The 24,363-nt window shown below is 54.1% G+C and carries 30 protein-coding genes and 1 tRNA gene; 18 read left to right on the top strand and 13 right to left on the bottom strand.

Annotation, left to right across the window (positions count from 1 at the left end):
• Positions 1-112: 112 nt before the first annotated feature.
• Positions 113-382, top strand: a complete 270-nt coding sequence (locus ACR3E7_RS06015) for an usg protein (protein ID WP_170774269.1) — start codon at positions 113-115, stop codon at positions 380-382.
• Here ACR3E7_RS06015 and ACR3E7_RS06010 read toward each other — a convergent pair.
• Positions 379-1,905, bottom strand: a complete 1,527-nt coding sequence (locus ACR3E7_RS06010; protein ID WP_480502453.1) for a caspase family protein — start codon at positions 1,903-1,905, stop codon at positions 379-381. The genes ACR3E7_RS06015 and ACR3E7_RS06010 overlap by 4 nt on opposite strands.
• A gap of 171 nt (positions 1,906-2,076) precedes the next feature.
• On the opposite strand from ACR3E7_RS06010, the gene ACR3E7_RS06005 reads away from it, so the two are divergent.
• Entirely contained in the window at positions 2,077-2,721 is a 645-nt protein-coding gene (locus tag ACR3E7_RS06005; RefSeq protein WP_480502452.1) for a lipid-binding SYLF domain-containing protein, read from the top strand.
• On the opposite strand, the gene ACR3E7_RS06000 is transcribed toward ACR3E7_RS06005, so the two are convergent.
• Entirely contained in the window at positions 2,722-3,675 is a 954-nt protein-coding gene (locus ACR3E7_RS06000; RefSeq protein ID WP_480502451.1) for a radical SAM protein, read from the bottom strand.
• Between the two features lie 163 nt (positions 3,676-3,838).
• Here ACR3E7_RS06000 and zwf point away from each other — a divergent pair, with 163 nt between their 5' ends.
• The 5 genes from zwf (at position 3,839) to ACR3E7_RS05975 (ending at position 10,659) form a co-directional block, all read left to right on the top strand.
• Positions 3,839-5,287, top strand: a complete 1,449-nt coding sequence (gene zwf, locus ACR3E7_RS05995; protein WP_480502450.1) for a glucose-6-phosphate dehydrogenase — start codon at positions 3,839-3,841, stop codon at positions 5,285-5,287.
• Positions 5,284-5,955, top strand: a complete 672-nt coding sequence (gene pgl, locus ACR3E7_RS05990; protein WP_480502449.1) for a 6-phosphogluconolactonase — start codon at positions 5,284-5,286, stop codon at positions 5,953-5,955. The genes zwf and pgl overlap by 4 nt, the downstream gene beginning before the upstream one ends.
• Positions 5,956-5,959: 4 nt before the next feature.
• Positions 5,960-7,567: a glucose-6-phosphate isomerase gene (gene pgi / locus ACR3E7_RS05985; RefSeq protein WP_480502448.1), complete on the top strand. Its 1,608-nt coding sequence runs from the start codon at positions 5,960-5,962 to the stop codon at positions 7,565-7,567.
• A gap of 148 nt (positions 7,568-7,715) precedes the next feature.
• Positions 7,716-9,335 carry a long-chain-fatty-acid--CoA ligase gene (locus ACR3E7_RS05980; protein ID WP_480502447.1) on the top strand — a complete coding sequence of 540 codons (1,620 nt, stop codon included), beginning with the start codon at positions 7,716-7,718 and terminating at the stop codon, positions 9,333-9,335.
• A gap of 181 nt (positions 9,336-9,516) precedes the next feature.
• The gene (locus ACR3E7_RS05975) at positions 9,517-10,659 is read left to right on the top strand and encodes a site-specific integrase (protein WP_170697859.1); all 1,143 of its coding nucleotides are present in this window, start codon (positions 9,517-9,519) and stop codon (positions 10,657-10,659) included.
• Between the two features lie 378 nt (positions 10,660-11,037).
• On the opposite strand, the gene ACR3E7_RS05970 is transcribed toward ACR3E7_RS05975, so the two are convergent.
• The 3 genes from ACR3E7_RS05970 to ACR3E7_RS05960 form a co-directional block, all read right to left on the bottom strand.
• A complete protein-coding gene (locus tag ACR3E7_RS05970) occupies positions 11,038-12,282 on the bottom strand; it encodes an ATP-binding protein (RefSeq protein ID WP_170697858.1) in 1,245 nt (414 codons plus the stop codon).
• Positions 12,279-13,175 (bottom strand): toprim domain-containing protein, encoded by an 897-nt coding sequence (locus tag ACR3E7_RS05965; RefSeq protein ID WP_480502446.1) that lies wholly within the window; start codon positions 13,173-13,175, stop codon positions 12,279-12,281. The genes ACR3E7_RS05970 and ACR3E7_RS05965 overlap by 4 nt, the downstream gene beginning before the upstream one ends.
• A 200-nt stretch (positions 13,176-13,375) precedes the next feature.
• A complete protein-coding gene (locus tag ACR3E7_RS05960) occupies positions 13,376-13,708 on the bottom strand; it encodes a hypothetical protein (protein WP_170697856.1) in 333 nt (110 codons plus the stop codon).
• Positions 13,709-14,022: 314 nt separating this feature from the next.
• Here ACR3E7_RS05960 and ACR3E7_RS05955 point away from each other — a divergent pair, with 314 nt between their 5' ends.
• From ACR3E7_RS05955 to ACR3E7_RS05930, 6 genes are all read left to right on the top strand, one after another.
• Entirely contained in the window at positions 14,023-14,514 is a 492-nt protein-coding gene (locus ACR3E7_RS05955) for a phBC6A51 family helix-turn-helix protein (protein ID WP_480502445.1), read from the top strand.
• Positions 14,492-14,992 (top strand): hypothetical protein, encoded by a 501-nt coding sequence (locus ACR3E7_RS05950; protein WP_480502444.1) that lies wholly within the window; start codon positions 14,492-14,494, stop codon positions 14,990-14,992. The genes ACR3E7_RS05955 and ACR3E7_RS05950 overlap by 23 nt, the downstream gene beginning before the upstream one ends.
• A gap of 153 nt (positions 14,993-15,145) precedes the next feature.
• Positions 15,146-15,376 (top strand): hypothetical protein, encoded by a 231-nt coding sequence (locus tag ACR3E7_RS05945; protein WP_480502443.1) that lies wholly within the window; start codon positions 15,146-15,148, stop codon positions 15,374-15,376.
• On the top strand, positions 15,373-16,104 hold the full coding sequence (locus ACR3E7_RS05940; RefSeq protein WP_480502442.1) for a hypothetical protein: 732 nt from the start codon (positions 15,373-15,375) through the stop codon (positions 16,102-16,104). Before ACR3E7_RS05945 ends, ACR3E7_RS05940 begins: the two co-directional genes overlap by 4 nt.
• Positions 16,105-16,285: 181 nt before the next feature.
• Positions 16,286-16,654 (top strand): DUF6693 family protein, encoded by a 369-nt coding sequence (locus ACR3E7_RS05935; RefSeq protein ID WP_480502441.1) that lies wholly within the window; start codon positions 16,286-16,288, stop codon positions 16,652-16,654.
• Positions 16,655-16,817: 163 nt separating this feature from the next.
• The gene (locus ACR3E7_RS05930) at positions 16,818-17,204 is read left to right on the top strand and encodes a hypothetical protein (RefSeq protein WP_480502440.1); all 387 of its coding nucleotides are present in this window, start codon (positions 16,818-16,820) and stop codon (positions 17,202-17,204) included.
• Positions 17,205-17,461: 257 nt separating this feature from the next.
• Here ACR3E7_RS05930 and ACR3E7_RS05925 read toward each other — a convergent pair whose 3' ends face one another.
• The 3 genes from ACR3E7_RS05925 to ACR3E7_RS05915 form a co-directional block, all read right to left on the bottom strand.
• A complete protein-coding gene (locus ACR3E7_RS05925) occupies positions 17,462-17,620 on the bottom strand; it encodes a hypothetical protein (protein ID WP_480502439.1) in 159 nt (52 codons plus the stop codon).
• 84 nt (positions 17,621-17,704) lie between these two features.
• Entirely contained in the window at positions 17,705-17,872 is a 168-nt protein-coding gene (locus ACR3E7_RS05920; protein ID WP_480502438.1) for a hypothetical protein, read from the bottom strand.
• Between the two features lie 2 nt (positions 17,873-17,874).
• Complete coding sequence (locus tag ACR3E7_RS05915; protein ID WP_480502437.1) at positions 17,875-18,297, bottom strand: hypothetical protein; 423 nt, start codon at positions 18,295-18,297, stop codon at positions 17,875-17,877.
• A 70-nt stretch (positions 18,298-18,367) separates the two neighbouring features.
• Between ACR3E7_RS05915 and ACR3E7_RS05910 the strand changes: the two genes are divergently transcribed.
• The 4 genes from ACR3E7_RS05910 to ACR3E7_RS05895 all read left to right on the top strand — a co-directional run bounded on the left by ACR3E7_RS05910 (position 18,368) and on the right by ACR3E7_RS05895 (position 20,316).
• The gene (locus tag ACR3E7_RS05910; protein ID WP_480502436.1) at positions 18,368-18,622 is read left to right on the top strand and encodes a hypothetical protein; all 255 of its coding nucleotides are present in this window, start codon (positions 18,368-18,370) and stop codon (positions 18,620-18,622) included.
• 434 nt (positions 18,623-19,056) lie between these two features.
• Entirely contained in the window at positions 19,057-19,476 is a 420-nt protein-coding gene (locus tag ACR3E7_RS05905) for a thermonuclease family protein (RefSeq protein WP_480502435.1), read from the top strand.
• 44 nt (positions 19,477-19,520) lie between these two features.
• The gene (locus ACR3E7_RS05900) at positions 19,521-19,931 is read left to right on the top strand and encodes a hypothetical protein (protein WP_480502434.1); all 411 of its coding nucleotides are present in this window, start codon (positions 19,521-19,523) and stop codon (positions 19,929-19,931) included.
• Between the two features lie 13 nt (positions 19,932-19,944).
• A complete protein-coding gene (locus ACR3E7_RS05895; protein ID WP_480502433.1) occupies positions 19,945-20,316 on the top strand; it encodes a hypothetical protein in 372 nt (123 codons plus the stop codon).
• 516 nt (positions 20,317-20,832) lie between these two features.
• Here ACR3E7_RS05895 and ACR3E7_RS05890 read toward each other — a convergent pair.
• Together ACR3E7_RS05890 and ACR3E7_RS05885 are read right to left on the bottom strand one after the other, a co-directional pair.
• A complete protein-coding gene (locus tag ACR3E7_RS05890; protein ID WP_170569552.1) occupies positions 20,833-21,225 on the bottom strand; it encodes a hypothetical protein in 393 nt (130 codons plus the stop codon).
• Between the two features lie 138 nt (positions 21,226-21,363).
• The gene (locus ACR3E7_RS05885) at positions 21,364-21,570 is read right to left on the bottom strand and encodes a hypothetical protein (protein ID WP_170569549.1); all 207 of its coding nucleotides are present in this window, start codon (positions 21,568-21,570) and stop codon (positions 21,364-21,366) included.
• Between the two features lie 645 nt (positions 21,571-22,215).
• Between ACR3E7_RS05885 and ACR3E7_RS05880 the strand changes: the two genes are divergently transcribed.
• Entirely contained in the window at positions 22,216-22,401 is a 186-nt protein-coding gene (locus ACR3E7_RS05880) for a hypothetical protein (protein ID WP_480502431.1), read from the top strand.
• A 278-nt stretch (positions 22,402-22,679) separates the two neighbouring features.
• Here ACR3E7_RS05880 and ACR3E7_RS05875 read toward each other — a convergent pair whose 3' ends face one another.
• From ACR3E7_RS05875 to ACR3E7_RS05865, 3 genes are all read right to left on the bottom strand, one after another.
• A complete protein-coding gene (locus ACR3E7_RS05875) occupies positions 22,680-22,982 on the bottom strand; it encodes a helix-turn-helix domain-containing protein (RefSeq protein ID WP_480502430.1) in 303 nt (100 codons plus the stop codon).
• Between the two features lie 279 nt (positions 22,983-23,261).
• A tRNA-Asn gene (locus ACR3E7_RS05870) sits at positions 23,262-23,336 on the bottom strand.
• A 75-nt stretch (positions 23,337-23,411) separates the two neighbouring features.
• Positions 23,412-24,326: an MBL fold metallo-hydrolase gene (locus ACR3E7_RS05865; protein ID WP_480502429.1), complete on the bottom strand. Its 915-nt coding sequence runs from the start codon at positions 24,324-24,326 to the stop codon at positions 23,412-23,414.
• Positions 24,327-24,363: the final 37 nt, after the last annotated feature.

The raw sequence follows: 24,363 nt of genomic DNA, 5'->3' as shown, positions 1-24,363 counted from the left end.
GATCCTTTCCGGCAAAAAAGCCACGGTAACAGCTGGGTAACATATTGTTATCAGCCTGTTAGGGGGTTTGCGTGCTACCCTGAAGAGACCTTGCAAGAAATTGGGGGTCTATATGACGCAAAGCGAAACCGAATTGATGCTGAAAGGGTACGGGCTGACGACGGCAGAATTCTTCTACCATATGCCCGACTATATCCACGTCCTAAACACGTTCATCTGGCAGGATTACGATCTTGCCCCGGACCATCCGAAACTGTTCGATTTCATCGAATTCTGGCAGCGTGAGATTGAAGGTCCACTGCATTCGGTGCGCTACACGCACCGCAAGATGATCGCGCCCGGTGAATGGCGCAACATGGTGGGTGAGTTTCGGGTAAACTAGCCGACCCGCCAAGCATAGACCGAGCAGCCGGTCGATCCCGATCCGGTAAAGCTGTTGCCATCCTCGGACAGGCGGCCGCGCCATGTCACGGTGATGCCGGGGAAATAATCCGTTCCGTTAAGCTCTTGCTCGTTAAGGTAGACGACCGTGTTGGCTTTTTGCCCCAACGAATCCGTCAGGCTGCCCGTGAATTTGTTGCTACCCGCTCTGGTGTACCTAACTGAACCGGTCACTTTGACGACCAGCGCGCAGGTTGCTTTGAAGCTCCAACTTCCGCTTAGGGACACGGCCGTAGATGCTGTGGTACGGGGGGTTGTAGGTGCAGGTGCTGCGACGCAGATAGTGCCGCTTTTGCCTTCCAGTTCGTCCAGCGCGTGCCGCGTGCCCAGATCGTCCGCACCCAGATTGGATTTGCTGGCGCGCCGGTAATCCGCAAAGGCGCGTTTGGTACGGGGACCTGCGACTCCGTCGGCCCCGCCCGCATTGCATCCCAGCGCGTTCAAGGCCGCTTGAGTCGCCTGCATCACCTGCTTTGAATCCTGAATGACAGCGGGTGCAGGGGTCTCGGGGTCCTGCAACCCGGCACGCAATTGCAACGCGATTTCATAGGTATAGTCAGTGGACTGGTCCGCGTACGTCTCAAGAAACGTGTCCAGCGCCGAAACCGTACCGACGGACCGGGCTAATTCCAGATCGGCGCGCATCTTTTCAATCGGCGGCGTGACCGCATCGACGGAAGGCGGGGCGACAGCGGCCGGGGTGAAATAGAACTCGCCCAACAGCTCATCATAGTACGCTGGGACTTGATTGTGCTGCACGGTGCGAGACAGATCTCGGACTTCGTGCCTGAGATCGGCCACCATACTGCGCAGCTCTAGCCCCGGTTGCGCCAGGCGAGGCAGCAAGGCGCGGGTGAAGACCGAGTTTGGTTCGGCCTCGTTATCATGCAGCCGGTCCAGCGCCATCTGGCCCGCCCCGGCCGAGAATATCACGAACATGCCTTGCGGCGCGTCGATGCGACCCAAACCGCGGGTGCCGCCGATGCTACGTCCGGCAGTGGTTTCAAACGGGTTGTCTCGGCAGGCGTCGATAATGGCGATTGATGTCCGCGCCCCGGTGCTACGCACGCGATTCAGCAGATTCGACAGGGCGATGGATTCGGATTTGACGAAATCGGTCTCACCAGCAAAGGGGGTTTCGATATCCGTGGGTAGAAGATAGTTCTCGCCGTCAATTTCAACTCCATGCCCGGCGAAGAAAACAAAAGCTGTATCCCCTGCCTCAAGCTGCGCGGTGAATTCCGAGATTCGTTGGTTCATGCCGCGCCGGTCCAGGTTCAACCCCTCGAACGTCTCGAACCCCAATGCCCGAAGCTGCCGCGACACCGCTTCGGCATCGGCAACGGCTTTTTGCAGGACAGGGACCGACTCGTATTGATTGTTGCCGATGACCAGCGCCAACCGGTCCTGCGCCCACGCAGGCACGGCAAGAAACACCAAATAGATCACCCACATCCATCTCATTTTGGCAGCCTTTTTGTAAAACACCCGAAACCTAACCTATCGAGAGGCGACCATTTTTTCAGTGATTTCGGTTACAGTTGAAAAAGACTGTGAATTTGTGAATGCAATGCCGTGGATTTTGGGTCTGTCTTGTCTATGATCGCACAAGTTTGGTGTATCTTCGGGGGCAACATGAAAAAGACTGTTTTCTGCATTTCTATCACTGCGCTGCTCTGTGGCCCCGCCGTCGCGGATGGTTTTTTGGACAACATCAAGAAAGGGGCGCAGAAGGTTGGTGAAAGTGTTGAAAATACCGTGAATTCGACAGCCGATCTTGTCAAAAACGAAGCCACCCCTGAAGAAACGCGTGCGAAGCTGAATGTAATGGCGGATGAAGTGCTGACACAGCTTTTGGCGCAGAACCCCGAGGCGGACGCGCTTTATCAGGTCAGTGCGGGATATGCCGCATTCGATTCCCGAAAGGTGACTGTTTTTCCCGTTTCTGCGGGTTACGGGCGTGGTGTCGCGGTTTCGAAGGAGACAGACCAACATGTTTATATGAACATGGGGACCGGAGGGGTCGGTGCCGCGCTTGGGATTGGCGGATTTGAATCAAAATATGTGATTTTGTTCGAAACTCAGGCCGATTTGGAAAAATTCATCACACAAGGATACGAGGCCACTGCCGAAGCAGGAACCATGCAAGGTGATGAGCGCACTGACGAGGCGATCAGATTTACCGACGGGCGATCGTTTTTCATGCTTGATAAAAAGGGCTGGCGCGTCTCGGCTGGTGCAACCGGGACCAAATACTGGAAATCGCCGGAACTGAACTGATCAGCCAGAACAGCTTGCGCCACCCAATACGCAAAACTTGGCGCAATGAGGGTGGTTAAGATGCACGTCCGCCTCGGCCTCGGCCAGGGTCGAGCCCATTTCGAACTCGGGCTCATAGGCCAGTAGGGTACAGGCCAGAACGGCGGGTTTTTCTGCGCCTTTGCGCTTGATCACCATCCGAGCATTCGAACACATCACTGCGTCAGGTGACTTGTCCAGAATGCCCCAGCAGGCCGTCGTGATCTCGGGCACTTCGACGGATTCGTCCATTTCCGGGAACAGCACTGTCTGTGCCGGGTTCTGTGCGTCGATGTCAAAGCCGTGCTGGTCGAAAAATGCAGCATATCCGGCGCGGCTGTCAGTATCGCTGTCGCCCCAAACCGTCCGACCGGCAACCGCCATGCGAAACCCGTTGTCGCGCAGCCATTCCATGCCGGTCACGGTCTTCTCGAAACTGCCCTTGCCGCGTTCTTCATCATGCAGGTCGGGGCGGTAGTGATCGACCGAAATGCGTAGGGTCAGCTTGTCGCCATACGTGCGTTGCAGCCCTAGCAATCCTTCGCGCATCTTGCGGCGCATCATCGGTGCCATCGCGTTGGTCAGGATCAGAACCTCAAACCCGCGCTCAAGCGCAGCACGGGTCATTTCGATCATCTCGGGGTTCATAAAGGGCTCACCGCCCGTAAACCCGATCTCGCGCACCGGCCAGTCGCGTTCTTCGATCTGGTCCAGATAATCGCGCACCTCATCCGCGGTAATATAGACCAGCGCATCATTGGAGGGACTGCTGAGGATATAGCAATTCTGACACTCGATATTACACAGCGTGCCGGTGTTGAACCACAGCGTTTCGGGGTTCTTCAACGCCACCGACGCGCGGGTTTGTCCATTGGCTGTCACCAATTTGTCCTGAAACTTGCCGATATTGGCAGCGCTTGCGACGTTGTCTTTCATTCCGGTATCCGGTTCTTTGAAGTCATTGCACTGACTTAGACGGTTGGGGCGGGTTCGTTAAGTGCGACACGGACGTCCTGACAGAATTTTGAAGATGAGGGTTTCTGAACAAATGATTGCGCTAACATTGGACATGCGCCAGCGGTCAAGGTAAGGAAAACACATGGTTTCTCGCATCATCCCTGTTGATCCCTTTGATCTGGTCATTTTTGGCGGAACCGGTGATCTGGCCCAGCGTAAGATCCTGCCGGCGCTTTTCCGCAGATTTTGCGCCGGGCAATGGGTGGACGGTGCCCAAATCATAGGTGCTGCGCGCACGGGATACGACAGCGACGGGTTCCGCGATTTGGTGCGCGAATCGCTCAAGACTCACGCGGCGAAGCAATGTCAGGACGTCTCGGCGCTCGAGTCGTTTTTGCGGCGGCTGGACTATGTGGCGCTGGATGGGGTCTCGGATGAAGGGTGGGGGCATCTGGCCCGCCGGCTAAAGCCCGGTCGAGTGCGGGCCTTTTACTTTTCGGTGGGGCCGCGCCTGTTTGGTCCGCTGGCCGAACGGATCGAGGCGCACGGGTTGATCACACCCCTGACGCGGATCGTGGTCGAAAAACCTTTTGGCCATGACCTAGACAGCGCGCAGGCTTTGAACGCTACTCTGGCCGCGCATTTCTCCGAGAACCAGATTTACCGGATTGACCATTATCTGGGCAAGGAGACGGTCCAGAACCTTATGGCCGTTCGTTTCGGGAATATGCTGTTCGAACCGCTCTGGAACAGCCAATACGTCGATCACATCCAGATCACGGTGGCCGAATCCGTTGGGATTGATGGGCGGGAAGAGTATTATGACCGCGCAGGCGCCATGCGTGACATGATGCAGAACCACCTGATGCAGCTTTTGTGCCTGATCGCAATGGAGCCTCCAGCGAAGTTCGACCCAGACGCGGTGCGGGACGAAAAGCTGAAGGTCATCCGCGCTCTGGACCCGGTCGAGCCGCATCACATTGTGCGCGGCCAGTTCGAGGGTGAGGGCTCGGGCTATCGCCAGGTCGTGGGCAATGAACGCTCGACCACGGAAAGCTATGTGGCGTTGAAGGCGCATGTTAGCAATTGGCGGTGGGCGGGCACACCGTTCTATCTGCGCACGGGGAAGCGGCTGGTGGCGCGCTCCTCGGTGATCAACGTGATGTTCAAGGACGCGCCGCACTCGATATTCGGTGCTGATGCGGGGCGTCACGCGAATGTGCTGTCGATCCGGTTGCAGCCGAATGAGGGCATCACGCTGAAAGTGACAATCAAGGAGCCGGGCCCGGGCGGTATGCGTCTGGTCGATGTGCCATTAGATATGAGCTTTGCCGAGGCGCTGGGGCCGGAAAATCAGGACCCGCCCGATGCCTATGAGCGGCTGGTTATGGACGTGATCCGGGGTAACCAGACCTTGTTTATGCGTGGAGATGAAGTCGAGGCCGCATGGGCCTGGACCGATCCCATCATCGCCGGATGGCAGGCACGTGGTGATGTGCCGAAACCTTATGATAGCGGCAGCACAGGACCGGGCGACGCCGAGCTGCTGATGAAACGGGACGGTCGCCGCTGGCAAGGAATAAACCCATGAATATACAGGAATACCCCGACAGGGACATGCTGGCCATCGACGTTGCCAATGCGTTGGCCGGAGATCTTGAGGCCGCCTTGCTGCACCACGATATGGTCTCACTTGCGGTGCCCGGCGGCACCACGCCCGGGCCGGTCTTTGACGGGCTATGTGCCGCCGATCTCGATTGGGACCGTGTGCGCGTCCTGCCCACCGATGAACGCTGTGTGCCCGGTGACAGCGACCGTTCAAACGAACGACTTATCCGCGAACGTTTGCTGACCAACCGCGCCTCGGTCGCGCAATACGTGCCGCTGTTCGTGGAAGGAAAAGACCCAGAGGCAGTGCTGCCCGAGATCGAAAGCCTGATCACGCCAGTTCTGCCCCTGTCCGTATTGGTGCTGGGCATGGGTGAGGATATGCACACGGCGTCTTTGTTTCCGGGGATGGAGGGGTTGGCGGCTGCCTTGGACAGCCACGCGCCGCCCTTGACCATCGCCCGTACCGAAACGCAGCCTGAGGCGCGTATCTCGCTGACGGCCCCAGTGCTGGACGGTGCCTTGTCCAAGCATCTGGTCATTTTCGGCTCTGCTAAGCGCGAGGCGTTGAACAAAGCCATGGCGCTACCGCCGGAAGAGGCTCCGATTGCCGCTGTGTTGTCCGGCATGATGGTCCATTGGGCGGAGTGATGCAATGAAACTGGCCGACCTCAAGACCCTTTCGGGCAGCACAAAAACCATTCTGGATCTGTTCGAACAGAACCCGAACCGGGCGCAGGAGTTCTCGGCCTCGACCGGGGATATGCTGTTTGACTATTCCAAGACCCAGATTGACGGCGATATCCGCGCGGCGCTGATCAAGCTTTGCGATGACGCCGGTCTGGCGGATCGGCGCGAGGCGATGTTCTCAGGCGCCAAGATCAACGAAACCGAAGGGCGCGCGGTGTTGCACACGGCGCTGCGCAACCTTGATGGCGGACCGGCCGAGGTCGACGGGCTGGACGTCATGCCTGATGTTCTGGACACGCTTCACCGGATGCGAATCTTCGCCGAAGAGGTGCGCGGCGGCACTTACACCGGGGCAGGGGGCGGCTTTACCGACGTTGTGAATATTGGCATTGGCGGGTCCGATCTGGGGCCCGTAATGGCGACGCACGCCCTGTCGCCCTATCATGACGGCCCCCGGCTGCACTATGTGTCCAATGTGGACGGGGCGCATATCGCGGATACTCTGCGCCAGTTGGACCCGACGCGAACGTTGGTGATCGTCGCCTCGAAGACCTTCACCACGATCGAGACGATGACCAATGCCCGCACTGCACGGGGGTGGATGTCCGAAGGTGGCGGCGATCCGGCCCGTCAATTCGCAGCCGTTTCCAGCGCTTTGGACAAGACACAGGCCTTTGGCATCCCGGCAGAGCGTGTGTTCGGGTTCGCCGATTGGGTCGGGGGGCGGTATTCGGTCTGGGGGCCGGTGGGCCTGCCTGTGATGATCGCCGTGGGATCGAATGCCTTTGATGCATTCCTGCGCGGTGGCCAGTCCATGGACGTCCATTTCCGCGCCGCGGAGTGGGCCGACAATGTGCCGGTGATGCTGGCGCTGGTCGGTATCTGGCATCGGCAGGTTTTGGGCCATGCCAGCCGCGCGGTTCTGCCCTATGACCAGCGATTGCTGCGCCTGCCTGCATATTTTCAACAGCTTGAGATGGAATCGAACGGTAAATCCGTCGCGATGGACGGCACAGCGTTAGAGTTTGCGTCCGGCCCCGTGGTCTGGGGCGAGCCCGGCACCAATGGCCAGCACGCATTTTACCAGTTGATCCATCAGGGCACTGATGTGATCCCCTGCGAATTCATGGTCGCCGCCGAAGGGCACGAACCCGAGCTGGCCCATCATCATCGTTTGCTATTGGCAAATTGTCTGGCTCAGTCGGAGGCGCTGATGCGCGGCCGGTCCCTGGACGAAGCCCGCGACCGCATGGCCGCCAAAGGTCTGGAAGGGGCCGAACTGGACCGTCAGGCCCGGCATCGCGTCTTTCCGGGCAATCGCCCGTCCACCACGCTGATTTACCCGCAGCTTACTCCGTTTGTTCTGGGCCAGATCATTGCGCTGTATGAACATCGCGTCTTTGTGGAGGGCGTCTTGCTGGGCATCAACTCGTTCGATCAATGGGGGGTCGAGCTGGGGAAAGAGCTTGCGACCTCACTGGGTCCGATCGTGGATGGCGAAGAGGACACCGCAGGCAAAGACGGGTCGACCGCCGCGTTGGTGGCCTATGCGTTGCGTCAGCGGGGTGAGTAAAATCGGCTTGCCGTAGCGGCAGGCTGCATTCTTTTATTGTCAGACAATTAAATGATTGGCAGGATTTGTCCTGACCGTCCCGACGCTAACGTCGGGCCAGAACAAGGGGCCGCCGAACAGAAGCGGCCACCACCAAGGGAGGATGTCCATGCTGGGACAAATGATGACGCAGCCGTTGCTGATCTCGTCGCTGATCAAGCACGCTGATTGCTACCATGGTCAGACCGAGATTGTTTCCGTCGAAACGGACGGAACGGTGACGGAAACCAACTGGTCCGAAGTGTCGACCAATGCACGGAAACTGGCCTCTGCGCTGACGGCATTGGGGCTTGAACCCCAAGCACGGATCGGGACGCTGGCCTGGAACAACCGGCGCCATCTTGAGATCTACTATGGCACCTCAGGCGCCGGGTTCGTGTGCCACACGATCAACCCCCGTCTGTTCCCTGAGCAGCTGACCTATATCATCAACCACGCGCAGGACCGGGTGCTGTTCTTTGATGCAACGTTCATCCCTCTGGTCGCCGCGCTGCATTCTCACCTGACCGAAGTGCAGCATTTCGTGCTGATGGGCCCGCGCAACGAGGATGCGATCGCGCAAGTGCCGGGTGTTCAGTTCTATGATGAGTTGATCGAGACCGGGAATTCTGGATTCGAATGGCCCAGCTTTGACGAAAATACCGCGTCCAGCCTGTGTTATACCTCGGGCACGACCGGGAACCCTAAGGGTGTTCTGTATTCTCATCGTTCGACAGTGCTGCATAGCTTTGGCTCGAACACGCGCGATGTTATCGGGTTTTCGGCTATGGATGTCGTGTTGCCGGTGGTGCCGATGTTCCATGTGAACGCCTGGGGTTCGCCCTATGCCTGCGCGATGTCCGGGTCGCGCATGGTTTTGCCGGGGCCAGACTTGCACGGCGAAGCTCTGGTCAAGCTGATCGACACATATGGAGTGACGCTCGCCATGGGTGTGCCGACGATTTGGCAGGGGCTGCTGGCTTACGCGCAGGAATCGGGCAGCAAACTGGAAACTCTGGAACGCACGGTCATTGGCGGGGCCGCGTGCCCACCGTCGATGATCGAGACCTTCCGCGAGGTCTACGGCGTGGACACCATCCACGCCTGGGGCATGAGCGAAATGAGCCCACTTGGTACTGCCAACCATCCGCTGTCGAAACATGCGAAACTGCCGATCGAAGCGCAGCACAAACTGCGCGAAAGCCAGGGTCGCCCTTGTTATGGTGTCGAGTTGAAGATCGTGGACGATGACGGTAATGAGTTGCCGCGCGATGGCGAAACGCAGGGCGATCTGATGGTGCGCGGGCCGTGGGTGTTGGACAGCTATTTCCAGATGCAGGATCAGGATCTGTTGCAGGATGGCTGGTTTGCCACGGGCGATGTGGCGACGCTGGATGCGGATGGTTATATGACGATCCGGGACCGGTCCAAAGACATCATCAAATCGGGCGGTGAATGGATCAGCTCGGTCGAGCTGGAAAACATCGCCGTTGCCCATCCCAAGCTGGCAACGGCTGCCGTCATCGGGGTACCGCATCCGAAATGGGACGAACGCCCCCTATTGGTGGCGGTGAAAGCCGACGGCGCAGAGCCGAGCGAGGAAGAACTGCTGGCCTTTTTCGACGGCAAGATCGCCAAATGGCAAGTGCCGGATAAGGTTGTCTTTGTTGATGCTTTGCCACTGAACGCAACGGGCAAGGTTCTGAAACGCAACCTGCGCGTGGATTTCGAAGACGCCCTGACGGGTTGAGGTCTGCGCTTGGGAAGAATGGCTCCGGCGGTAGGGATCGAACCTACGACCAATTGATTAACAGTTATATGCTCCCACTTAGATGAGAGTATATTGCAGCTTGTTAAGCCCTTTATTACTTGGATATTCCTATGCTCTGCATATATTATGGTGCAGGAAGGTATAGGATTATGGTAGCCACATGGTAGCCAAGAAGCTGAGTAGTCGTGAAGTAAAGACGTTAGGCGTGGGTGACTACGCTGATGGGGATGGCCTTTGGCTACGTGTGTTGCCCAGTGGCAGGCGCAGCTGGACCTTCCAATACGCGCAAGGTCAAAAGAGAAGGAAAATGGCCATTGGTCAGTATCCTGCTTTAAGCCTGTCTGACGCGCGCACAGAGGCTCTGAGGCTGCGTGCCTTGGTTGCACAAGGTAAAGACCCAAAGGCTCCGCTTGATGCAGCGCCTGACGTGGCTACGGCTGTGGCTGAGTATCTGGAGAAGGAAGTCAGCCAGCTCAGCGTCAACAGTCAGAAGAGTTATCGCTCCTTCCTCAGCAATCACTTGGTTGAAAGGTACGGGCATCTCAATCTGTCACAGTTCACAGATCGTCACCTGGCTGCGCTAATGGATGACATCGTAACCAGTGGCAGGCCAGCGACTGCTTCGGCTGTGTTTCGCGTCGTGCGCCGCTTTCTCAATTGGGCGATGCGTACTCGCCGCTACATAGATACCAACCCCGCTGATCTGGTTGCTGAACCCAAGCCCCCGAAGTCTCGTGACAGGGTGCTTACGGCGGCAGAGATTGCTTCGATCCAAGGGGCGCTGGGTCAAGATGAGGGATCGGTTCTGGTACGCCTGTTATTCCTGACAGCAGCCAGGTTGAACGAAGTAGCCCATATGAGATGGGAAGACCTCAGCTTGGATGAGAAGACCTGGACTATACCTGACACCAAGAATGGCACAGTCCACATCGTTCCTCTATCTGATCCTGCGCTCCAGATACTGAAGACTATGCATGCCATCAGAAGCACTGGCTATGTCATCTCTGGCTCAGATGGACTGAAGCCATACTCAGGCTTCTCAAAGCTGAAGCGAAGAATAGACGAAGCGTCAGGGGTCACTGATTGGCGGTTCCATGACATACGCAGAACAGCGGCAACCATTATGCGTAGAGCCGGAATTGACCGCGATGTGGTGAAGGCAGTGCTGAACCACAAAGTGTCTGATGTTACTGCAATTTATGACAGATATGACCTGCTGGAAGAGAGGAAAAAGGCTCTGTGTGTACTGGCCAAAGAGATTAACCTGTTAACCACCCCTTCTTCGATCCAGATATTCAAGTAGCGTCAGCCGCATCCTAATCCGTCGCCGCTGAGAAAATCGTCGCAAAGGCTACATAAACAACGACATGAACGTGACATAAACAAACCGGGCTTTTCCTACCCGCAAACCGATAGATGACAGGCGAAAACTTGGTTTCTTGTTCATGTAGACTTTCATGCAAGCGTTCATGTAACGAGATTTCCCAGATTGCGCCTTAGTCAATGAAATCGTTTGATTATTCAGGCTCTGAGCACAGTCACGTTTATGTAGACTTTCATGTAACAGCGATGCCTTCGAATACCCGCTGTGGTGCGTGTGTCTGGTGTGGACACACCACCACGTTAGGGCATTACAACGACATGAATACATGAACGACATAAACTTATAGGCGGCATTCATTCATGTACCCTTTCCAGCAGGTCCAATTCTCACCAATTTTGCGTTACGTTTTCCTTCATATTCTTCCAGCCTTCCGTCTTTGATCAGGTTACGGACGAAGGGTTTGATGTCTGGCTTGACGGGCAGTTCATCGCCCAGCTCATCGACAACATCCTGCACCAGTTTTTCGATCTTCATCTTGTCTGATGCGCCTCTGTTTCCGCGCAGGATTTCTTCGTCAGTCTCAAAGTATGGAAGTAAAGCGTCCCATACGATTGGGTTGAACAAGTCTGACTTTACAGGTCGATCAAGTTTCTTCACCACCTGAACCTGTTCATCTCTTTCGTCTTCAGTGCAGTAGACACCGCGCACCTTCACCGAATAGAAGAATGTTTCGCCTGTCCTGCCCATGTTGGACTTGGTGACTGTGAACTTCACCGCAGTCTTCACATCTTCGGCGTCATTTATGCAGCTCAGATCGTTCATCTCATTGCCATCGGCGCTTTGTACGATGGCGGTTGATCTGGATGTGTCGGTGATTTCACCACCAAACTTGATGGACTGTGTGCCTTGTTTCTGAGTGTGGCTGGCTTTGGTTAAGTGGCTGAGTGCGGCGATAGAGATTTGCTGTTCCATTGCCAGCTCAGCAAGGCAGCGCGCCAAGGCATTTGATGCTGCGTTGTCCACGGTTGCGCCGCCATAGAGGGAGGCCAAAGGATCAATCGACATAAAGCCTATGTTTTCTGCACTCACCAACAGGCGCATCTTGCGGATAAGATCAGGATCAATCTGAGCATTGCCATTTTCGAGCCGTAGGGCTTGGAATGCGCTGATGTTGAGAACGCGCTTTACCGTATCCATACCAAGTATGATGGGGCGACGATCCATATTGCCGTGCTGGAACTCACTCTCCCGATATTCGTGCTGCTCTATGTCAGCACGATACATGCGATCAACATCATCCTGACTGTCCTCAAGGCACAGCAGCAACGGCTTGCATGGTTCGTGTATCGGCATCCCCATAAAGGGGCGTCCCGATGCGATACAGTTGCCAAGATGAATGGTGAGCGTGGATTTGGATACACCACCTACGCCACCCAAGATGCTGAGCTTTCCCTTGGCCAAGAAGTTACCAACGAGACGAGGTATTGCGCGCTTTGGCTTGAGGCTTGTGCCACCTCTCACCAATGCGCTTGGGTTGATACCTTCGTCTGATTTGACGGGCTTCACCTCGTTCAGATCATCTGCAAGATCATCAGACTTCATACTTTCTCCCCCATCAGCATGTCGTTCCAATCCGCACCCACTTGACCTGGCTTGAAAACTTCAGAGCCAGGGAACTTTTCCTTCAGTTCTTCAGCTTTCTTCAGTCCTGCCGGATCGTTGTCAGCTGCAATGAGCAGCCGCACTTCATCAGCCTGGTTGTGGTTCCAGTTCAGGAGATTGCCTGAGTGACCCGCCGCCCAGATCGTCACGTCAGCGCCAGTCAGCTCAGCCATGTGCAGCTGCGCAAACGACAGGGCATTCTCAACACCCTCACCAACTACGCAGACCGGATCACCATTCTTTTTGATTATGCGCCCAACCCGACAGGCGGAGCCTTTGTGCCTGGCTCCCTTGACGAAATGTTTGACCCCCGGCAGGTGCGGGTAGATTTTCTGGACAGTGGACGGAGAGCCGTCAGGCAGCTCGTACAGGGCCACAATAGCCTTGGCCTTGGCCCTCAAAGCCGTATACCGCGTGTCCAGCGTGATGCCACGGCTGCGCAGATAGCGGCCTACGGCAGGGCCACGAGCTGAGCTTTCCCACACTTGCCTGGCTACGGCTGGCCAGACTTCGGTTGGGGGCGTGAACGCTACAACAGGCTCTGGATCAGATTGAGGTTCAGGTTCGGTACCCAAGAACCCGCGTATCCAATCCTTGGCTGCACCAAAGTCACCATCAACATGGCGAACCACAAGGTCCACCATCGTGTAGGTCTCTTCCTCACTGAAGTCATACAGGATGCCTTGCGGATACAAGACCATTGATCCCTTGCGGCCCCAGCGGGGATTGCCTGAATACTGCTGATTGGGTGGGCCAAGGATTGCAATGCAGACCTCCACCGCTCGGCGGCTCAGCCGCTCACGCTCATCATCTGTCAGGTTGGCGTATCTCACAGCAAGTCCTCCTTGTCGGAAGGCTTGTCACGGTCACTAGATGTAGTACCTTTATTGGTACTGCTTTCTTCCAGACGAGTGGTTCCTTTGGTGTCGGGGCTGTTGGCGTTGCCCCGACGCTTTCCCGGCTCAGGAGCCTGCGCACGGCGCAGAGCGTCCAAGGTAGCCCATGACGGGCGACGATATGAACTCCGCATAACTCACGCCGCCTCCTGCTCAGTCAGGCTGATCAACAGCCATCCATATGCGTAGAGCGCCAGTTCAGTAGAGAAGCGGTTCTTGCCAACCTTGAAGCCACGGATCACCTTGCCATCAGGCATATAGACTTTGACCGTGTTGTCAGGCAGGCCAAGGTAATCACACCAGTTGGCGTACTTATGAAGTCGCGCGGACGTAACACCGCCACGCACTGCATCGCGTACAGCAGTAACCTCTGGTGCTTCATCTGGTTTGTAGGGTTTAGCGACAGCCTCAAGGCCAGCCATTGTATTGAAGAACTGCGCTCGCTTCGCAGCTTCTTTCCTGATGTCCATTGTCAATCTTCCGCAATGCGGCAACGCCGCAGGTTCCGTTGTTTGACAAAGAGCCATTCTTAGCGTGGTGACTGATAACGCTGTGAGGTCCGGTCCTCACATACCTGCTGGGGCTTGCTAACGGTGATCTGCCCAGCCAGTCATCCGCGTAACGCCTGAATTGTTAGTGGTGATCCACCTTGGGCCAGCACTAACACCAGTTATCCAAGATTTGTCACATTCATACTGCGATAGTGCAGCAGGGCAATCAACCCTATTTTGCACTAAGTCTCTATTATTTAAGATTATTTGTCTTCACATGTTACTTGTCGCATATGAGCGATTTAGAACCTGTCTCCGAGCTTACTCCCAAGCAGATGACTGCCATTGAGATGATGGCCAACGGCACGAACACTGACGAGATTGCCGACCATCTCGGCGTTCATCGCAGTTCGGTTTACCGCTGGCGCAACACTGAGGCTGGCATCAAATACTTCGACACCCTCATGACCAATCGGTTCCGGGATGTTCTTCCCGGTGTGCTGGGTGTGATGGTTGAAAAAGTCCATCACCCGAAATCCAACCTGATGGCTGTGGTCAAAAGCTTTGAAGCCCTGAGCAACCGCGCTGGCTTTCCAGAAGAGAAGCATCAGCATGACCCGCACGGCGGTCACTCGCTTGGCATTGAAATCAATCTGGGTGACGGCGTGAACGTCAACTTGGACGGCAAGCGGGATGAGATGGCTGAGCTGCGTGAGGAAAACGAACGGCTTAAGCAGATGCTGGAAGCGCAGACCGTAGAACATGAGCCTGTCAGAGATGAGTAAGTCGTGCCTGGATATGTGGAACGGCAGGCGACAGAAGCCTCTGGTGACAGGGCAGAGCCGCCTCAATCCAAAAGAGATGGGCTTCAATGATCTGATGATCCACAACGAGCGCATGGCCAAGCTCAAGGCTGCGCGTGAGATAACCAATCGTGAGAGCCTGATGCCTCATGTACGGCGCAACATGCCCAAGGGTGCTGACCCTAAGCCTGAGCGCCCTGAGAAGCCCAGAGAAACCACCTTCCAGCCGCTTAAGCTGGATGAGCCACCCTCGCCCACTGTTACGGCCCGCAGCGCTGAGGAGTTGTCCGGTGGTGCGAGGGATGGTTCTCAAACCAATTCGGCCGGACCAGTTGGGGAATCGTCGGGACCGTCAAGAGTCTCGTCACCCTCACGCGCTGAGACCATCAAGCGCAAAAAGTACACCAAGAAGCGCAAACTCACACCGGGAAAGGAGCGCCATGTCAGAGATAAAGCTTAAACCCGAAGATCAGAGAAAGCGTGAACTGCATTCCCTTCTGAACGGGCGCATCAAAGAACCGAAGCGTGGGTGGAAACCGACCCCCATGAAAATGCAACCTGCGGTCAATCCACATGCCTGGTTCGGTCGCAAAGACACGAGAGGACTAAAGCGATGAGTGATGACCTACCAGACTTCCAAGCACTTGTTGCCGCTGGCGATGAAGAGGCTGTGTTCGTCAATCGGCTGATGAACGATCAGGACTACATGCGCATGAATGGCGACATCCATACGACCGACAATCGGTCCTATGTCGATGCGTACTTCAAGAAGTTGTATGGCACTGGACCCGCACGAGGTTCACGTCAGAAGAACACAGTCGGAAGAGGGACAAAGAACGGATGACCGTCAAACCAATCCATGACCAAGAAGCATCCAAGATGCAGAAGCTGACAGCCGCCAAAGATAAGGCGATGGCTGAGCTGTTTGAGTATGACAAGCATGTCCTGGCACTTGAGGTGGAACTGGACACGGCTGAGGCCAATGCCAGGGTCACATCCATCAAGGTGGAAGACATCGCTGAGGAAGCCAATAAGCGGGCTGACGTGCTGTCACGCATCATTGTGCTGAAAGACATGCTGTCAGAGGCGAAGACAGAGCGTGAGCGCCTGCGCATGAACCTGAAAGACTGCATGGAGGCCATTGCCAATCAGGAGTTCGACACAGCTCAGGCTGCTATTGAGCATGGCATGAAGGTACTAACCCCCATGCTGCAAGAAGTGCATGAGATTGTGCGTGAGATGGCCCAATTCTATTGGGGTGTGCTTGATAAGCAGGGCATGCGCGGCCAGCAGTCAGTCTTTGACCAGATGTTGTGGGATTACTTCACCCTGACGCAGCGCGGTGAAAACTACACAGGCGCAGCCAATCACCGTGATCTTAAAACCTTTGAAGCTGTCCAAGAGTGGTATGCCGGAAAGTTTGGAGCAGAGTATGGGCGCAAGGTGCATGTTCATCAGTCCCTCACTGGCAAGTGGCCTTTGGCTAACCGGGACAGTGATGAGTTCAAGAAAGGCATGAAAGCCTATCTGAGCCAGAAAGAACGCAGGGCGAATAGCAAGAAGGCGTCCTGATTAGCTCATGACCCTGCGCCTTCCGGTGCCGGGTCTAACCATTGGAAAATCGTTAGTTTCGTTTCCCCTGTGTGGCTTTGGAGCTTCATGCTTGGCGTCAAACCGAGACTTTCTTGAGAATTTGTTGGACACCCGAAGGCATGTTCAGAACCACTAATCCCATCAGATTTAAGAGGGAAACATGGAACGCTCAGCTTACAAATTTCGTTGTGAATTTTCAGTGGGTGATGCGATTGGTACCGCAATCATCTTTTTACTGGTCTTAATTCTAACACTCGGTTTGGCGGCGTTTGTGCTGCCTTACTATCTTCCCAAGGCTGTTATCAACAGAACCACTGTATTGGCAGACGATGGTAGTGAAATCGGAACTCTCAAGTGCGACTTGAAACTGGGCACAATGATAGGCAATGCGCTGATCTGGGTATTGCTAACAGTGATAACACTTGGCTTCGCTTACATAGTCTATGTCTTCCGTGTTCAAAGAATTGTGCTGAGCGAAACTAAAATAGTTTACAACTCACCGCGCCTTGCTGGTGTTTCGCATAACTAGCTTGCTGCACCTTCGCCACCATCAGGCATCGGAAATACGGTTCAAATGCACCAATCCGCCACTACAACCAGAGCAAATGGCCTGCCAAGCAAAGACCACCATTTCACACTCTAGGTCGCATCCAACAAACTAGAATTGCTCGCAACAATATGACGGTCCATATATGAGAAAAGCGGAACCAGAAAAAAATTCGAAACTCATATTTCAGAGGGTGCGCTTCTTCATCGAGTATCTAATTGCGTGCGCAGCAGTAGCATTAATTTTCTTCTTTTTCGCCGACCGGATGCTTGCTTGGATTGCTGGAGTTGTACTGACATTCACGGTCAGTCTATGGCACGTTGATCGTTTAAACCGAAACTGGCTCTTTAGCCTATTTGGTGTTGTTCCAATCAGTGCATTGCTTCTGTTGTTTCTGCCGAAAAACAAAGTGAAGGAAGATGGCGAAAATGAAGAATGGCGCGCACTTGTTAAACTTCTAATCACCGTTATCGCGTTTGCAGTGGTCTCCTATGCTGTTGCTTTCACATCAGAAAACGGTTCTCTTTTTTGATTGGCGAAACTGCCGCGCTTAACGCGGCTGGCCCTAACTGGCAGCAGGACACCCCATAGCCGTTGGCACAAACTCAAAGACTTTGATTACTTCGGCAGCACTGTCTCAACTGTCTTATCAACGGCTTGGTTGTTCAGAGTGGTCGAAGAATAGAACCAGCCCATCAACTGCTCATGGCTTTCCTGCGCCCAAACGCCTGTGGCCGAAATATTGATTTCAACGCTGCGAACCTGGCGCTCAACGCTAAGGGGCAGGCTTTAGTCGTCACAGTCTGGGATTTCCTGCGTGTCAACCTGTGCCGACCGTGTGGTTTCCACGTCAACCAGACCACAGATGCGCGCATATGTGCCGCCGCCTGGGGTGGTTTCTACTTCAAGAACAAGTTGTTCAAACTTTTCTGTTGTGGCTTGTGCCATAGGTTAGGCTGCTTCAAGGTAAAAGGCGCGCTTCACAGCGAACTATTCACGACCTTGCCCAAGGGTCGGGATGTGGGCGACAGGCTACTTGCCTGATTTCTTTTCAACCGGGATCGCGGCCCCGGCCTGAATTGCTGCTTCAATCAACTCACGAGGGAACGATTGAGGTTCTTCTTTGGCCTTCACAGCCCAACCCGCGTTTCGCTTTCTGAATGAGTAGTTGAAGGGCTTAACAAAGATTGCTTTTGCCATTCTCACGCTTTCTTAACGGCCCTATTCACCGCGCGACTGATATTGCCTCGTACCCTCTTGCTATTGGCGCGATAGACCGGCCAAAAGAAGGGGTCTGCAGTGATTTGACCTGTAGACTTTCCGCTTTTGTGAAACCGGGGCGCAGTGCCAAACTCAAACCATGCCGGGGAAAATTTCGATCCCGTGGCATACATCGTTATTGCGATCTTGCCGAACTCGCGGTTCTTGACGGAACCAATCTTTAGAGCGCCTTTTGGGGCATCGCCCCATGTCCAAGCGACCTGAATATCCGGCAAGGGCTTTAGATTGTTCATTTCCGCAACCAGCTTGGTCGCTTCTTTTTCTAGTTGCGCCTCGACCTCTTTTTTCACAAGTTCGGGGATACGTTTAAACCTCTGGTGGAGTTGCGCCGAACCTGTAACCACGTCGCGCCCCCTCAATTTAAGGTGAACTATGCGAATTGCATTGCTGCTTTGTCTCTTGGCCGCTCCTGCCGTGGCTGACGAATTATCAACCAAAGAACGTCTGAAAATCGCCTGCCAAGGCTGGCAAGTTGACCGGCTATTGATTTCTGTACTCGACACCAAACGCGGAGAAATGGCCGAAGCCCTAAGCCGAGTTGAAGGCACCAACCCCGCCAGCCCTTTAGCTAAGGCCATGACAGAGAACCTAGCCGCTATTAGCTATTATTCCGGCAATTCGCAGGATAAGTCCGCGCCTGTTTGGAAAGAGGTTTGCGAGGGCAGTTAAACCTCAACCAAAGCTGTGACCACAACAACGCCGTGGGCAGTCAATGGGTCTTGGTCGGGAAACACGCGGGTTTGCGTGACGCGAATGGCATTCAGTGCTTAAGGATCTCCGTGGCGAAAAATCACAAAGGAATGGCCGAGCAAAGCAAGCAAAATAGACGCCCAGCCACCATTTAAGTCTCTGAAATAGGAATAATTTTAGGAGACTGTTCAAATGAAAAGCTTGTTCGCCGCATTCAGCACTGCAACCATGATCTTCACCGTGCCTGCTTATGCAAAACAGCCGATCCAACCAACGTTCTCTGTCACAAGAGATGTGGCCCATGGTGGCGGTTGCCGCAAGGACAGTCCGCAAGGTCAATGCTGTCACGCTGGCAAAAAGCCGTATCATTGCCATTAGCGTAAAGCGGCGTTCTCAAGTGCAGGAAGTTTGAAGTGAAAAAATTGTTCTGGTTGATAGTTTCGGCTGCACTAATGGCAGGTAACGTGGCCACTGCTGGTCAGGTAATTGAAGGCAAGGCCCGTGTGATTGATGGTGACACAATCGTTGTGTCAGGCGTGAAAGTCCGCCTGAACGGCGTTGATGCAATGGAACTAGGCACACAGGCAGGCCAACAGGCCAAGGCTGCAATGTCCAAGATCGTACACCGCCAAACCGTTACCTGCGAACTGAACGGTGAAAGGTCGTATGACCGCATGATCGGGGTCTGCTACGCCAATGGTAACGATGTGGCTGCAGTATTGATTGCCAATGGTTATGCGTTGGATTGCGCGCGCTACTCAAGCGGACGATACAAAAAATATGAAACTTCAGCCGCTCGTTCACGTCTTTCTCAGGCAAAGTACTGTAGATGAAGCCGTCAATTCATACTTAATAGTTTTAACCAAAGGAGACCAGTATGCGCGTGTTAGCCGCTTCCGCCGTTGCACTCATCATAGGCAGCACCGTGCAAGCCGAGGAATGCATGATACTGCCCTATGCAGTCTGGATTTCCCCGACGCCGGTTATCATGACGGAAAATGCCTCAGGTGCGGACATGACATTCTTCGACACTTGGGTGCAGGAAGAAATCACAATTAGTCTCGAACGACATGTAGTGATACGCCAAGACAACGGTGAAAAATTGTCAATGCTTTCGGGCACGGAAACCGTAAGGTTTGGTTCAACCACAAATGAAATCGAAGTCAAAATCACTGACAAACCAAACGAAAGTGGAAGCAGAGTTCTTGGTATCGAAACAACAATCCTGCATGACGGTTTCGAACCTGATTCAATCAGGCTTTCCGGTCTGATTATGTGCGGTTCGTAAGGCAGAGTATCGCATGAAAATTCTTCTGTTCATTTCCGTTCTTTTCGCTGCGACAAGTGCCGCCGCGCAAACCTGTCAGTTGGACGAAGATACCCAATTGATCGTCACCGACACGCAAGGACAGACACTGGTTACCTACATCAGCGAGTACAGGCATTTATCTTTCAAATGCCCAAAGTATGCGAGTGCTGCGCATGAGCTGGAATGTTACGGACACACGCCGAAAACCCCAACGCAGCTTAACGTGACGGAATTGAAGGCTGGCGGTGACGTGGCTTTGACGCTGTTGAACTCCTATTTTGCGACCAGCTGGGAACGGATGATGCAAGACGTCGAAACCCGGCGCTTCGCCGTTGATATTTTCTCTATCATTTCGTGTGAATGAAGGCGTGAAGCCAAGACCTCATGATAATTGGTGACATTTTAGAGAGAAACTCAGGCGAAAAATTTTGCTTGGGTGGGAAACCACAAAACTGATGAAACCAACAGTCTAACCGATCATGAAAACATGATCGGTATCCTGCGCCATAGTCAATGAAGGAGTTCAATATGGAGATCTGGGGATACAGTGTGCCAGTATGGGTCATTGGACCCTTGCTACTATTCGGAGCCTTTGGGTTACAATTCTATTTGATAAAGTCGGATGCTGACGAAAAAAAGAGAAATGACCAACATCCAGCTCCACACGATCATCAAATCCGCTGGCATATTGAACACATAAGACAGGATTTGAGACTGATCGCGATCCTGCTGTTCGCCATACTTCTCACAATGTGGCTTCGTTGAAACGCTGCTTTCACTCGCACAGCGTTACCGCATTCCAAACCAAAGGCACTGCACTCACCTGACAACCCCCAACATCAGAAAACGACAGCGCGGCATGGTATCCGAACCGCGAAACCTACTCTTCTAATGTTCCCGGCAAGTCTTTTACAGGGGTGCAATAATACTCTTCAATCCAGCTAGTGTTTTCATTCCCTCCACCGGTTGAAGCCGCAGAAATTGTCGCAATACCGGCCTTCGGCGCAGGACCTTCCAGCGTCAATGTCAAAAAGTGTGTACCACGATCTTCACGAACACAGGTGTAGATATGTGAGGTCGTGCCGATCTCTAGGTCACACTGATATCGGTACCCCATGAATACTGAAAACGCGGCATCTAAACTGAAAACGAAGGAATTGTATTTCGCTTTGCAGAACCACGCGAATTCGTTCGCTTGGGCCAAAGCCGGAAATGACAGAGTGCCAGCGGCTACTGCAATCGAAAGTGCAAGTCTATTCGCCCAACTCATCATGCCTCTACCTTTCTCAAGTCTCACCGTCGAACCCGTGTGCGAATTATCCAGAGTGGGGGTCCAGTTACCGCCACCAGCCTGAAAGTCTTGCCCCCCCGGGGGTACTCACACAGGGGGATGCAATCCCCGCAAGAAGATTTAAGCCATTACTATGAACCCCACCACATCAGTAAGTTCTGCTGCAACCGAAAAATCAGCAGGTAACAGTACATGGCCTGGAGCCAGCCAGCTCAGCACTGCCACCGACTGCGTGGAACTGAGTAAACCTATCCCTGTTTTGAATTGATCTTCTTTTTTCTTTCCAGTTTTTTTGGCTCTGCCAGATTTGAGAAACTGGGTTTTCAATGCGCGCGCAGTTTCTCAAATCTGGGTTTCACTTCAGTGGAAAGCTTGCACTGCGTAGCCATACCGTAGCCAAACCTCACTGAAGATCAGCCTGAGTTTCTTGTAACCCATTGATATGATTGGCTCCGGCGGTAGGGATCGAACCTACGACCAATTGATTAACAGTCGATGTTGGTAGGTAAGTAAGTCACTGAACACATTGATGAAATTAAAAATATCAATGGTCTAGCAAAATCACTGTACACAAGTCTTTGTGTCCAAAGGATAATTGTGGGGCAAGTTTGGAACACAAATCCGAACACACATGACAGTTGACTAGCAAAACCACTGTACACCCAGCACCCTGTGGGTTCGGTAGATTTCTCCCCCAAATACTGAAAACGCTTCTCTACTTGATCGGTAATCAGAGCAGCACCAATTGGGGGTACATCGAAGTGAAGCTTGGCTTTGAGTCTGTTTGCGTCGCGAATTGTAATAACCGATCGTTCAGTCGAATAGTCCGCTTTTCTGAAACTTGATTTGTCCAGTTTGAAGCCGCAGAGGTTTCTGTGATCAGTCTGACTTGGAATTGTCGCCCCACAGAAAACCTAGCCATCTGACGACTACGGGGCCTATACTTCCTACGAGTGTATGGAGATATCTGATATGGAAGATCCGAGATTTCAGGCGGAACTGAAAACGATATTGCTGGAAACACGCCAAATCTTAGAAGAGATGTCGAAAATCGACAGGTCTATTGCTTGTCACAACGCTAAGAGTGATTGGATTAAGCTACTGATTGGTTCCGGTGGGACTCTCGCAATTATTGCGGTTGTTGAGCGCTGCATCTAGTGGCTTTTTTCCAATACAGGGCTTGTTGACGGGTGGTTAGTTGAGTTCGTGATAGAACGTTACAATACTCAAAGCTCTCACAGGGTAGGTGAGGGTTGGAAAAAACAGATCGCAAAACGACCAGTTGCTAGCTAACTATCCATGCTTGGCTCAGCTACTGGCTGTTTGCGAACACCGTTGCAAATGCCGCTGCCATGAAACGCTCAAAATCTGAGGTTCCTAGGGATTCGAAATCCTGGATCATGCCGCTGACAGGCGAACACACTGTGGATCAGAGTTCACGCCGCCGAGAATAGCATTCTGTACATCGCAGGATCGTAGTATCGGAGCAATAGTTTCGCAAAGACCGCACGATCCAGTTCCAGCGCTTTTGCATAGGCCTCCATCTGCAATGGGGGCACTCGGACCTTCCCACTCTCGATTTGGCTGATCATAGTGTAGTACTCAAAACCGATTTCGTCGGCGACTTGGCGCTGGGTTTTACCAACATCGCGGCGATGATTCTTGAGAATCACTCCCACTGCTTTTCTTAGGCGAACTGAATCTTCCTTAGGTCGATTTTGGGGGTCTGAGAGTGCCATCGATAGTTATCATCCCTAGGTAAAATAACTCGTGTGTTTCAGAAGAGATTTATTTTTTGGTTACTACCTCTGGGCAGGGCGGTGACAACTACAAATTTTGAAAAATTTTGGGTTTCCGGCCATTTTTTGGCTGCCGACGGCGAATCTAAGGCTGTGAATAACGATTCCAGTGAGAGATTCGGGGCAAGATTCGAACACAAATCCGTACACACCCCCATTTCAGTACAGTAAATTCTTACTGTTGATTTGGTGTAGCTTCTTGTTTTTATTGGGAAATTTTGGCTCCGGCGGTAGGGATCGAACCTACGACCAATTGATTAACAGTCAACTGCTCTACCGCTGAGCTACGCCGGAACTGAGGGCCGTATAACAACACCGAAATTTGCCGTCCAGAGGGGATCGGCATCAAATGACGAAAAAGTTTACGCCTTATGGTAATCGGGTGAACTCGGCCTCGACGGACAGCACACCTTTGGGCGAAGCCATTGATCTGACGGTTAAATCGACCAGATGAGCAAATACGTTGCGCGTCGCGGCCGGAAGCAGTGCGGCGGGGGTTTCGGTGTAGATCCTCTCTGCCAGCTGGCGGGCTGTGCCGGGACGATCCTCCAATGCGGACAGAATCTGGGCCTCACGCGCTGTGCGGTGTTGGATCAGCCAGTCCAACCGGGCGGCAGGGTCGGTGATCGGCGCGCCGTGCCCGGCGTGAAACACCGACCAGTCGCCGGCGCGCAGACGGTGACAGGCTTGCATGAAATCCGTCAGGTCGCCATCCGGTGGCGAAACCAGGGAACTCGCCCACCCCATGACGTGATCTGCGGTGAAACAGGTCTGCCCCCAACCCAGCGCAATATGATTGCCAAGGTGGCCTGGTGTGTGAATGACCTCTAGCTGCCAGTCATCGCCCGTGATGACCTGCCCATCGGTTAGTTCGATATCAGGGCGGAAGGCCGTGTCGATGCCCTCTCCGCCGCCGGTCAGCCCTTTTTGGGCGAGCTCTTGCATCACAGCGCTGCGCCCGGCCTCGGGGCCGCCAAAGGCCAGAACCGGCGCGCCGGTCCGCTGGGCCAGAGGGGCGGCAAGCGGGGAGTGATCCAGATGCGTATGCGTGACGATGATATGGCTGATGCGCTGGCTGGGGGTCAGGGCGGACAGAATCGCCTCGAGATGCACATCGCTGAGGGGGCCGGGGTCGATAACAGCACAGTCCCTCGTGCCCAGTAGATAGGTGTTCGTGCCTCGATAGGTCATAGGCGACGGATTCGGGGCCAGAATGCGCCTGAGGCCGGGCTGCAATTCGAAAGCCTGACCGGCGGGTGGATTGAAATCGTCGGGGGCCTGCATTCTGTGCTCTTTCTCTTGTCCGATCAGCCCGTTAGGT

It is taken from the genome of Ruegeria sp. BK1 (assembly GCF_056535645.1).
The sequence above is the reverse complement of the archived record's forward strand: the minus strand, read 5'-3'. Positions and strand labels throughout refer to the sequence as shown.

Bases quoted from the DNA above. Each gene is read 5' to 3' on its own strand.
- ACR3E7_RS06015 (WP_170774269.1), top strand. From the start codon at position 113: ATGACGCAAAGCGAAACCGAATTGATGCTGAAAGGGTACGGGCTGACG.
- ACR3E7_RS05880 (WP_480502431.1), top strand. From the start codon at position 22,216: ATGGAAGATCCGAGATTTCAGGCGGAACTGAAAACGATATTGCTGGAA.
- ACR3E7_RS05940 (WP_480502442.1), top strand. From the start codon at position 15,373: ATGACCGTCAAACCAATCCATGACCAAGAAGCATCCAAGATGCAGAAG.
- ACR3E7_RS05980 (WP_480502447.1), top strand. From the start codon at position 7,716: ATGCTGGGACAAATGATGACGCAGCCGTTGCTGATCTCGTCGCTGATC.
- ACR3E7_RS05935 (WP_480502441.1), top strand. From the start codon at position 16,286: ATGGAACGCTCAGCTTACAAATTTCGTTGTGAATTTTCAGTGGGTGAT.
- ACR3E7_RS05975 (WP_170697859.1), top strand. From the start codon at position 9,517: ATGGTAGCCAAGAAGCTGAGTAGTCGTGAAGTAAAGACGTTAGGCGTG.
- zwf (WP_480502450.1), top strand. From the start codon at position 3,839: ATGGTTTCTCGCATCATCCCTGTTGATCCCTTTGATCTGGTCATTTTT.
- ACR3E7_RS05970 (WP_170697858.1), bottom strand. From the start codon at position 12,282: ATGAAGTCTGATGATCTTGCAGATGATCTGAACGAGGTGAAGCCCGTC.
- pgi (WP_480502448.1), top strand. From the start codon at position 5,960: ATGAAACTGGCCGACCTCAAGACCCTTTCGGGCAGCACAAAAACCATT.
- ACR3E7_RS05920 (WP_480502438.1), bottom strand. From the start codon at position 17,872: ATGGCAAAAGCAATCTTTGTTAAGCCCTTCAACTACTCATTCAGAAAG.
- pgl (WP_480502449.1), top strand. From the start codon at position 5,284: ATGAATATACAGGAATACCCCGACAGGGACATGCTGGCCATCGACGTT.
- ACR3E7_RS05900 (WP_480502434.1), top strand. From the start codon at position 19,521: ATGCGCGTGTTAGCCGCTTCCGCCGTTGCACTCATCATAGGCAGCACC.
- ACR3E7_RS06005 (WP_480502452.1), top strand. From the start codon at position 2,077: ATGAAAAAGACTGTTTTCTGCATTTCTATCACTGCGCTGCTCTGTGGC.
- ACR3E7_RS05890 (WP_170569552.1), bottom strand. From the start codon at position 21,225: ATGATGAGTTGGGCGAATAGACTTGCACTTTCGATTGCAGTAGCCGCT.
- ACR3E7_RS05865 (WP_480502429.1), bottom strand. From the start codon at position 24,326: ATGCAGGCCCCCGACGATTTCAATCCACCCGCCGGTCAGGCTTTCGAA.
- ACR3E7_RS05895 (WP_480502433.1), top strand. From the start codon at position 19,945: ATGAAAATTCTTCTGTTCATTTCCGTTCTTTTCGCTGCGACAAGTGCC.
- ACR3E7_RS05960 (WP_170697856.1), bottom strand. From the start codon at position 13,708: ATGGACATCAGGAAAGAAGCTGCGAAGCGAGCGCAGTTCTTCAATACA.
- ACR3E7_RS06010 (WP_480502453.1), bottom strand. From the start codon at position 1,905: ATGAGATGGATGTGGGTGATCTATTTGGTGTTTCTTGCCGTGCCTGCG.
- ACR3E7_RS06000 (WP_480502451.1), bottom strand. From the start codon at position 3,675: ATGAAAGACAACGTCGCAAGCGCTGCCAATATCGGCAAGTTTCAGGAC.
- ACR3E7_RS05875 (WP_480502430.1), bottom strand. From the start codon at position 22,982: ATGGCACTCTCAGACCCCCAAAATCGACCTAAGGAAGATTCAGTTCGC.
- ACR3E7_RS05955 (WP_480502445.1), top strand. From the start codon at position 14,023: ATGAGCGATTTAGAACCTGTCTCCGAGCTTACTCCCAAGCAGATGACT.
- ACR3E7_RS05945 (WP_480502443.1), top strand. From the start codon at position 15,146: ATGAGTGATGACCTACCAGACTTCCAAGCACTTGTTGCCGCTGGCGAT.
- ACR3E7_RS05950 (WP_480502444.1), top strand. From the start codon at position 14,492: ATGAGCCTGTCAGAGATGAGTAAGTCGTGCCTGGATATGTGGAACGGC.
- ACR3E7_RS05930 (WP_480502440.1), top strand. From the start codon at position 16,818: ATGAGAAAAGCGGAACCAGAAAAAAATTCGAAACTCATATTTCAGAGG.
- ACR3E7_RS05925 (WP_480502439.1), bottom strand. From the start codon at position 17,620: ATGGCACAAGCCACAACAGAAAAGTTTGAACAACTTGTTCTTGAAGTA.